Below are 10,216 nucleotides of genomic sequence, written 5' to 3' on the forward strand. Positions count from 1 at the left end.
TGTTACCTTAACGGGTAATAGTGCTATCGTCGCATTGTCCGGGAACAACCGGAAAAATGTCGCGTAAATGTATCAGTCCCTTGATATCTCTTGATGTAAACATCAGATGATCACAAACAGTCTGGCTTACAGCTAGGCTAATTACTGATTGACTGATTAAACCCCTCCCACGCTCGATGTGTCAACTGTGCCAACATAGCTGAAAATGTATCTTTAAAGGTGGCAGCAGCGATCGGTACTGAAAAATAAAAAATAGGCAGGAAAAATTTTCAGCCTGGGGTATGACTCCCCCATAATGGGGCGGGGAGATCTTTAACCCATTGCGATCGCATCTACAAAAACTGGATAGGCGGATACCTGGGATGGTTCCCCTGTTTTTGCTTAGGTGGGTGTCAAGATGGTGAGAATTTGTGATAGCAGGAAGGAAGAGAAAATAGATGCAAGAAATTGATAAGTCGATATCCTTTGATGGACGGGATATTAGACTCAAGATTGGATTACTAGCGCCGCAGGCGGGGGGAGCCCTGTTAGTAGAATCAGGAGATACATCAGTTCTGGTAACAGCAACTCGTGCAGAAGGAAGACCGGGAATTGATTTCCTGCCCCTATTAGTAGATTATGAGGAAAGACTTTATGCTGGTGGTCGTATCCCCGGCGGATTTCTACGGAGAGAGGGTCGCCCCCCAGATCGCGTTACTCTCACCAGTCGCTTGATTGACCGCCCCCTACGTCCTCTCATTCCCGGTTGGATTAGAGATGATATTCAAATAGTTGCCACTACTTTGTCTATGGATGAGCAAGTACCACCGGATGTTCTGGCGGTAACAGGTGCTTCTGTGGCTGTGTTGTTGGCGCGAATTCCTTTTTATGGACCTATGGCGGCGGTGCGTGTGGGATTAGTGGGAGATGATTTCATTATTAATCCTACCTACAAGGAAATTAGAAACGGTGACCTCGATTTGGTGGTGGCTGGGTCGCCCCAAGGTGTGGTCATGGTGGAGGCGGGGGCTAATGAATTGCCAGAACATGATGTGATTGAGGCGATCGATTTCGGTTATGAGGCGGTCATGGATTTGATTAAAGCCCAAACTGAAATTATGCAGGAATTGGGGATTGAGAACCCGATCGAAGAACCGCCACCAGAAGATCCGACTTTGATAGAATTTATCCAAGAACGGGTTACAGAACCAGTTAAAAAGGTTCTGGGTCAGTTTGAGTTGACCAAAGATGAACGGGATGCTGCTCTTGATGTGATCAAAGAAGAGCAAATTGTCAGTGCGATCGCACTAATGCCAGAAGATGACCCCATTAGCTTGTTCAATACCGAAAATCCTAAAGCGGTGGGGATGATCTTTAAAGACATCACCAAAAAACTCATGCGACAGCAAATCCTCTCCGAGGGAGTGCGGGTTGATGGTCGCAATTTAGACCAGGTGCGTCCGGTGTCCTGTCGGGTGGGATTATTACCAAAACGAGTCCATGGTAGTGGTTTATTTAATCGCGGTCTAACTCAGGTCCTCTCTATTGCTACTCTGGGGACCCCCGGAGATGCTCAAGATCTTGATGACCTCCACCCCCAAGATGAAAAACGCTATATGCACCACTACAATTTCCCTCCCTATTCTGTGGGGGAAACAAGACCTATGCGATCGCCAGGACGTAGAGAAATTGGTCACGGTGCTTTGGCGGAAAGGGCTTTATTGCCTGTGCTACCATCAAAAGAGCAGTTCCCCTATGTGATTCGGATTGTCTCTGAGGTGCTATCCTCTAATGGGTCTACTTCTATGGGGTCCGTTTGTGGGTCCACTCTGGCTTTGATGGATGCTGGGGTTCCCATTGTCAAGCCTGTGAGTGGCGCGGCGATGGGTTTGATTAAAGAAGGGTCGGAAGTTCGTATCCTCACAGATATTCAAGGGATTGAAGACTTTTTGGGAGATATGGATTTTAAAGTCGCAGGTACCGATAGTGGTATCACCGCCCTACAAATGGACATGAAGATTACTGGCTTGTCCTTGGATGTAGTCGCAGATGCGATCGCCAAAGCTAAACCCGCGCGGCTGCATATCCTCGAGAAAATGCTGGAAGTCCTACCCAAACATCGTCCTGACCTGTCTCCCTTCGCACCTCGCCTGCTGACATTGAAAATTGATCCAGACTTAATCGGTCTGGTCATTGGTCCGGGAGGTAAAACCATTAAAGGAATTACCGAAGAAACAGGCGTTAAAATTGACATCGACGATGATGGCACTGTTACCATTGCCTCTACAGACAGCGAAAACGCCGCCCGCGCTTACCAAATTGTTCAGGGTATGACCCGCAAGCTAAACGCCGGAGATGTCTATGTAGGGAAAGTTACCAGGATTATTCCTATTGGTGCTTTTGTGGAAGTTCTACCTGGAAAGGAAGGCATGATTCACATTTCTCAATTAGCAGAATACCGAGTCCCCAAAGTTGAGGATGAGGTGGCTGTTGGAGATGAGGTCATCGTGAAAGTCCGCGAAATTGACCCCAAAGGTCGGATTAACTTAACCCGCCTAAAAATACACCCCGACGAAGCCGCCGCCGCCAAGGCTGCTGCTAGTAGTGGCACTGTGCAATAGTTGACCTAATTGCCCTCTCCACAAGCGTTTCCCCGCAGTAGGGGCGAAAATTGTTCGCCCCTACAATTGTTTATTAATCATCCTCGGAATCTGTGAGGGTTAATTTTACACTATATATGCGCCCACATTTTCCCATGATAATATTGTAGGTCAAGTCTCATCAGATGTCAATAGTCAATCTGGTAATTAACCACAGAGAAGGGTGAGGGGAATAGGGGAGTTATTTGTCCATGATGGACTATTCCCATATCCCCAGTTTTTCTAGTTAAAATTCCGACTCAAAAGCCCCAATATCAATGGTATCGTTGACAATGCGAGGGAATCCGAGACCCCGGCTGTCGAACTCTCCGGGATTAACAAAACCACCAGCAAAGGTATTATTCCCGGCATTAATTGCTGGTGAATTTTCCAAAAGAGCAATAGTTGGGATGAGTCCTCCATTATTAGCCAGGGGAGAGATGAGAGCATCCACAGGGTCATCTGCGCTGCCGATTATATCACCATTTACCCCATCAGTTAAGCCAGAGGCATCACTGCCATCTCCAATCAAATTACCCCCACCACTGTTAAAGGCAAATTCAGGAGCCGCTGCGGCATCAGGACCGAAGGGAGCGGTATTATTAGTAATCAAAGTATTTTGGAGACTAGCACTACCACCAATGTTGCGGACACCGCCACCACTGGCGATCGCTGTATTATCAACAATGGTACTGTTGGTCAAAGTCAGATCAGCAACAGAGTTAAAAATCCCGCCGCCGATTTGAGCCGAGTTATTAGCAATAGTGCTGTTGGTAACATTAACCTCTCCATCAATAATAATGATGCCACCACCATTAACAGCCTGATTATCAGCAATAGTGGAATCGATAACATTCAGAATTCCCGAATTAGCGATCGCCCCTCCATTATTAGCCGCATTGCCTTCAATCAGACTGCGGATAATAGTAACATTCGCATCAGTAGAGACAATAGTGATCGCACCGCCGCGACTACCAGAAGTAGTGCTTACAGAAACGTCTAGGTCAGTTCCAGGTGCCAAACCATTAGCCAACCTTAACCCATCAAAAGTCATCGTCCCCGTATTGACCCTAAACAGGCGAAACTCATCAGTCAAATCCGGATCACGCTGAATCGTCAAATTATTGGCTCCCGGACCGTCAAAATAAATATCTCCATTGAGAGTTGGTAATGCACCCACCAGATTAATTGTTCCTGATTCTGCCTCATCAAGAAAAGTAATTTTTTGTGTGCCACCAAAATTCACAGCATTGATAACCGCCTGTCGCAAAGACCCTTCAATACTGTCAAAATAGGCTTCTTCAGTCGTATCAAGACTATCAGTTAACTGCCTGACCCCAGTACCATTAGCTAGAATAGTTAACGTCCCCTGGTTATCATTTGAGTCAACAATATAAAAATCAGATTCGGCCAAGCGGAAAGTCAAAGACTCATCAGCCTCCGCGTGGTCATCATCAAGCGGCACCAACTCCAGTTCAATTCTACTTTCACCATCAGGAATCGTCACCTGTGCCGTTTCCCCGTCTGTGGGAATCACTTGACCATCAATTTCGAGTTGATAATCTTCCAAAGAAATCCGATTTCCTTCCAGATCCAAAGTTATCTCAAGATCCCCAAAATTATCAGGTTCGCGACTAATCCTCAAGACCGCATTACTAGAGCGAGTGATAGTCGGAGGGTCTTGTTCCCAATCCAGACTAGACTGCACAGCATCGGGAGTAAGCACCTGTAGGGAAACTGTGGCGATATCATCATCGAGAATCGTCAAAACCGTACTAGGATTGATAGTGCCAGTCTGACCTAGGATTCGCTCCTCTCCGTCCACAATCGCCACAAAATTATCATCTAAGTCTAGTTGCAGTGTTCGGTCAGGCTGCACCAGGGTATTACCCAGAATTTCAATAGGAACCCGGGCTTGTGTTTCTCCCTGAGCAAACTGAATTGGTATCACACTACCAACAAAGTCATCTCCTTCAGTGGCTGTAATTCCAGTTAAAACCACATCCACAGAAGAGGGAGAACTCAGATCCCCGGACCGGAACAATTCCACCACCATGGTGGTATTTCGCTCATCCCCCTCTTCGACCTCATATTCAGACTGACCAAAATCATAAGTTGGGGGTGAATCATTATCGAAAATCAATAAAGTCGCAGTAGGATGAGTGACACCTGCGCGTCCCCTCGGTTCAAAATCCTCAAAAGATAAGATAATCGACTCCGTGGGTTCAGCTATTTCGTCATCAACAATTTCCAGGGGAACCCTAGCGACTTCTTGACCCGGCGCAAACTCCAACCGCACCTCAGTCTCGACAATATCAACTCCCGGCGTAGCTGGATTTTCCGGACCCGGTTGCAAAACCACAGTTACAGATGATGCATTGCTGGCATTACCACCGCGCACCACCACGACAGTCTCAGTTACACCATCATCTTCCGAGACCTCAAAAATACTGCGACTGAAATCATAGGTGGGGATATCATCATCGTCGATAATAATTAATTCAGCGGTGGGGTTCTCCTCGCCTACCAGTTCCCCTTCTGCGGGAACCAAACTTAACTCAAGATTTCGATTAGGTTGACTCACCAAATTACCAAAAATGGTGATGGGAACAGTTTGGGAAATCTGATCAGGTTGGAAATTAATAGTTATCTCCTCTGGCTCAAAATCTATTCCCGGAACAGCAGTAATACCACTTAACTCAACGGTGACTGAAGATGCTTCCCTAATTCTGCCAATTCTTTCAACAGTCACAACTTCTGTGACGTTGGTATCGGAACCCTCTAGGGTGGTGAACAAACTCTGACTGAACTCATAGCTAAATGGTCCGTCATCATCCAAAATCACTAGGGTAGCCTCGGGGTTCTGGCGGCCTGGTTGTCCCCCCTCAATTTCCCCGGCTGTACTCTCAATAAAGAAGTTGGTAAAGGATAAATTGGCGGTTCTGGTGGGGTCTGGTTCGGTATTGGGAATTAGTTCAATTTGAACGGTGGCGCTGGTTTGTCCCGCGTCGAACATGACTGGGGTGGGATCGGGAGTGGGCTCAAAATCTCGACCAGGTTCAGCAGTAATGGGTGTAATTGCCACATCGACTCGTGAGGGTGCCTCGGTGGCGAAAGAACGCTCAATGGTGACTTCCACAAATTCAGGATTATTAGGATCATCTCCCTCAACACCTATAAAACGACTGTCGCTGAAGTCATATAAAGGGGGACTGGGGGGTGGGTCATCATCTATAATAGTGCCAGTGGCCGTATTCCCTCCGATTTCGGCGATATACAAAAATCCTGAGTCGTCTAAAACGACTTCTATGGTTCTGTCTAGCTGAAAAATATCATTAGCAATGGGGGTGATCAAAAATTGGGTGGTAGTAGCGTTTTGGTCAAATATTGCGGTTCCGCGATCGCCATCAAATCTAACGGCTCCGCTAACTGTGTAGTCTTCCCCTAAAATAGCAGTCCCACCTATAGAAAAATCTACGGCTATAGGCACTCCCAAAGAATCTGGTGTGCGGGTTAATGTATAAACTAAACTGTTGCCACTATCTTCTTCTACGGCTTCCGGTTCAATAGTGAGGCTCACCTGAGAAGTTGATGGCAGATTTAGCGCCGGTAACTCTGGAATGGGTGTCGGCGTCGGTTCTGGGGGCGGGGGCGGTACTGGTGCGGGTTCATCATCTTGGATGTTAATGATCAACTCATTCCTTTGGCCAATACTGGCTCCCCCAGAGGGATCGGCTAGGGTTAAGGTAACTGGTCTCGGTCCGTCAGGGGTATCGTTATCGACTATAGAAACGGTAAATTCTTTGAAGGTTTCAAAGGGTTCAAAAATTACGGGAATTTCTGCGATCACGTCAGCGGTGCTATCACCAGCTACTACTAGAGTTGCTCCTACTCTATCAAGAGGAGATCCGGTTCTGGTGATGGGGATTTGCAATAATGACTGATTTTCGTCAGCGTTGACGCTATCTTCCCAAAATTCCAAGACTGAGGTAATGCTGGTGATGGATTTGGTAAAGTTGCCACTGTTGAGAATGGTGCTATCTGTGGCTTCTAGTAGCACTAATCTCTCTCTGGTTTGGCGATCGCGAATTAGGGTATCATTCCCCTGCTGTGCAATTTCTAGATCGGAAAATTCCAGACCATTAGCTAAAGCAATTAGGTCAAACCCCGGTCTAAAGTCTGTAATTACATCGGTCTGACCGCCATTGAACCCTACACCAATTACAAATAAATCTGACCCCGCGCCCCCGGTTAAGGTGTTAAAACCACTACCTGTGTAGAGAATATCATTACCGCGATCGCCAAATAGCAGATCATCTCCCTCCCCCCCTATCAGCGTGTCAGACCCCTGACCGCCATAAATAGTGTCGTTTCCTGACCCGCCAACTATAGAGTCATTCCCCGCATTTCCCAGGATGAAATTGTTTCCTTCCCCCCCATAGATAACATCATCCCCTAACTCACCGAATAGGGTATCGTTACCTGGTCCGCCGAACAAATAATCATCCCCCTGTCCACCAAATAGCAAGTTATTGCCTTCACCGGCGAACAGCGTATCATTCCCTTGAAACCCCAAAAGGGTATCGTCCCCTGCTAGACCTTGAATTTCATCATCTTCTGAGGTTCCCAACAGTAAATCCGGGTCTGGAGTGCCAATAATAATGTTTACCATCTTAACGATACCTTTCCTTATAAGTCCTTTTTGCTAACTTGATCAAGTCAGCGCACAATATCACTTGGATTATGGATCATTGCATAATCCACATAATTCCGGATCTAACTAAGCAACTTAGCTATTCTATGCTGCTGTTGCTGTGAGGGTCTCTTGAATTGATTTAAGTTTACCCAGAATTTTTTGAATATCAACAATACCAGAGTTTTTGCTTTCTGTTTTCGAGGGGAAGTCCCCAGACTTAACCGTGGGTAACTTCAGATCCTCTGGTCTTGAACATCCGGGATTAGGGTAGATGGGTACAGGGACACAGGGGCGGTCAATGTAACGGTTTGTCACAGAAGCCCATCATAAAGATTAAATATCATTACAAGGTTAGTCAAGTTTGTACATAAGCATGATACTCTCTATGAGTGATTACGAACACCTTAGATTGAGAGACGAGAAACACTTTGAATTTAGATATGGATAGATACCCAGCTTGTTCCCTTCGTCAAGATGTTAGCGAGTATGTGGCTGATCTCCAGCTACACATGACACTACAGGCTCGTAACCTCATCCCTACTTTAACTAAAACCAAAGAAAATGATAGTCGGGAGGAGATGCTTCAGCAAACTCAGGCTTATTTTGAAAAAATAGCTTCTCGTCAGGCTAGTTAACAGCACAACGGTTACACTCAAATAAATGCAGCCCGAAAAACTCGAGTTATCTACTTCTCGACCTCGGGCTTTTTTCGTTTTTCGTTAATAAACAGCCCAACCGCAACGCCGTCTTACCTCAGTTTTTGACCTGGACGAGCCAGGTGGGCACCACTGCCGAGCTTCAAGTTTCCGGGTACAATGCCCGGTATACTGCCACTCGATTCTAAGGGGTTCCCTTGTTTTTAGAGTTATAGATCAAAAAAACATTTTGGCAGTCACCAACGTCACAGCCGGACCTTGTTGCCATTATAGCGCTTTCTCAAAAATTGTCTAGGGGTTAACAATGGATCATGCAAATCCCTCTCTCTCCCCAGAGGGCTGGCCCGTCAATCTGCTCGCCCCCAGGCCAGCAACTCGCGATCTGGGATGGTGCGCTAGAAGGGAGATAGAGAGGGGGTTGACTTTTGCCCCTGGCTTTGCTATTATATTAAATGATGGATACATTTTAACAAACTAAAAATAGCAAAGTTTCAATTATATAAAAGTATGATATCATGAGTTCCGGTGGCTGTCAATTCTAGGGGCGGCTTGGCGTGAACAATTTTTTAAAATTGCTTAAAAAATCAACAAAGACATCAGAGGATAAATCAACATTTGTAAACAAAATACACAAATTTTGTCTGGTACAGATAAAATAAATATTAAGAGATTATTAGCAGTAGCTTTTATCGTCATAGGTGCAGCAAATTAAGGCATCTGAATCAGTCGAAACTCAACTAAGCGATCGCCGGAGACTGTTTCAGAACTTGTGTGATGAAAAAGGAGATCCTCAACATGAAAGAAACAGAAATCCTAGAGCGATATCTTAGGGGAGAAAGAGATTTTCGTGGAATCGATTTAACCGCAGCCAACTTGATTGGTGCTAAATTAATCGCGGCTAACCTGTCGGGTTCTAATTTAAAAGAAGCATCCTTAGCTCGCGCTTACCTGGAACGATGCTTTATGTTAGAAGCCAACCTGAATGGGGCTTTTTTGTATGGTACTAACCTTAATTATGCGAAACTGCGAGATAGCTGCTTAATTGAAGCTGATTTAACTAAAGCAGACTTGAGTGGCGCGCAACTTCATAAAGCTAACTTAAGGGGAGCAAAACTCAGCGGCGCGGTGATGTCTTGGGTGACACTTTATCGCGCTAATTTACCGGGTGTGAATCTCTGTGGCGCTAATCTTAATGGGATTAATTTGCGATCGGCTAACTTAGAAAAAGCTAACCTAAATTGGGCTAATTTGACGGGAGCGCGACTGAGTGGGGCTAACTTGCGAGGAGCGCAATTAAACGGGGTTAAACTTGAAAAAGCCTTTCTGAATGGCTTAACTTTAGAAGCGATCGACTTTAGTAGTTTAGAACTGAGTGAAATTAAACTCAGTGGCGCTAAAATGGCAGGTGCTAACCTACAGGGGACTAATCTCAAAGATTCCCAAATGCGGTTTATTCGCTTGGATGAAGCTAACCTACAACAGGCTAACCTACAAGGTAGTAATATTCGCGGGGGTCAGTTTATTAAGGCTAATTTGATGAAGGCTGACTTGCAAGAATGCGACTTGAGAAATGCGGATTTGAGCAATACTAACCTGAATTTGGCTAACCTGCGAGGTGCTGACCTCACGGGGGCTAACCTTCGGGGTGCTTACCTTTGGGGTGCTAATTTGGATGGTGCTAACCTTGAAAATGCTGACCTGCGCGATGCTAGTTTCCGCGATGCTACCCTCAATGGCGCTATCCTAAATGGTGCTATCCTAACTGGTGCAATTATGCCAGATGGTCGCATTAGATAATGGAACTCCCCCCTCTCCCAGGGGGGTTGCTTTTTGATTTTGCCTGTGCTACCCCGGAAAGGGTGGGGCGGGTTTATTAATATCCGGGTGGGGGCGGAGAATTGACAGCCGGAGAGGGCGGGTTTATTAAGATAGTCGTAGGGATGGAAAATTGACAGCAGAACCCGCCCCTACAATTAATAATTAATAATTAATAATTAATAATTATTACCCTCGTAGCGTCAGAGGGATAACCTATCGGGTCAACGGCAAATTTTATTCATCTGATGCAGAATATCGTGGTCAAGAAACCGGGTTTTTCCCCAGAGGTCAAGAAACCGGGTTTCTGAATGATTAATTATCGGTGGTGGGGCGGGTTTATTAGTATCCGGGTAGGGATGGAAAATTGACAGCAGAACCCGCCCCTACAATTAATAATTAATAATTAATAATTAATAATTATTACCCTC

5 protein-coding genes, 1 other RNA gene and 1 pseudogene are annotated in these 10,216 nt (G+C 45.8%); 4 read left to right on the plus strand and 3 right to left on the minus strand.

Annotated elements, in window-relative coordinates; genetic code table 11:
* Positions 1-67: pseudogene (locus ACTIE0_RS19585) on the plus strand (zinc ribbon domain-containing protein); the annotation flags it as partial.
* Between the two features lie 370 nt (positions 68-437).
* Complete coding sequence (locus ACTIE0_RS19590; protein WP_006623598.1) at positions 438-2,600, plus strand: polyribonucleotide nucleotidyltransferase; 2,163 nt, start codon at positions 438-440, stop codon at positions 2,598-2,600.
* 265 nt (positions 2,601-2,865) lie between these two features.
* On the opposite strand, the gene ACTIE0_RS19595 is transcribed toward ACTIE0_RS19590, so the two are convergent.
* Both ACTIE0_RS19595 and ACTIE0_RS19600 read right to left on the minus strand, forming a co-directional pair.
* Positions 2,866-7,290, minus strand: coding sequence for a Calx-beta domain-containing protein (locus ACTIE0_RS19595; protein ID WP_006669504.1), 4,425 nt, complete (start codon positions 7,288-7,290; stop codon positions 2,866-2,868).
* A gap of 126 nt (positions 7,291-7,416) precedes the next feature.
* Positions 7,417-7,629 carry a hypothetical protein gene (locus ACTIE0_RS19600; protein WP_439516958.1) on the minus strand — a complete coding sequence of 71 codons (213 nt, stop codon included), beginning with the start codon at positions 7,627-7,629 and terminating at the stop codon, positions 7,417-7,419.
* A gap of 125 nt (positions 7,630-7,754) precedes the next feature.
* Between ACTIE0_RS19600 and ACTIE0_RS19605 the strand changes: the two genes are divergently transcribed.
* Positions 7,755-7,949, plus strand: coding sequence for a hypothetical protein (locus ACTIE0_RS19605; RefSeq protein ID WP_006669505.1), 195 nt, complete (start codon positions 7,755-7,757; stop codon positions 7,947-7,949).
* Between the two features lie 93 nt (positions 7,950-8,042).
* On the opposite strand, the gene ssrS is transcribed toward ACTIE0_RS19605, so the two are convergent.
* Positions 8,043-8,227: non-coding RNA, 6S RNA (gene ssrS / locus ACTIE0_RS19610), on the minus strand.
* Between the two features lie 538 nt (positions 8,228-8,765).
* Between ssrS and ACTIE0_RS19615 the strand changes: the two genes are divergently transcribed.
* Positions 8,766-9,767, plus strand: coding sequence for a pentapeptide repeat-containing protein (locus tag ACTIE0_RS19615; RefSeq protein ID WP_006623595.1), 1,002 nt, complete (start codon positions 8,766-8,768; stop codon positions 9,765-9,767).
* Positions 9,768-10,216 lie beyond the last annotated feature (449 nt).

It is taken from the genome of Limnospira sp. (genome assembly GCF_051859755.1).
GTDB classification, from domain to species: Bacteria; Cyanobacteriota; Cyanobacteriia; order Cyanobacteriales; family Microcoleaceae; genus Limnospira; species Limnospira fusiformis.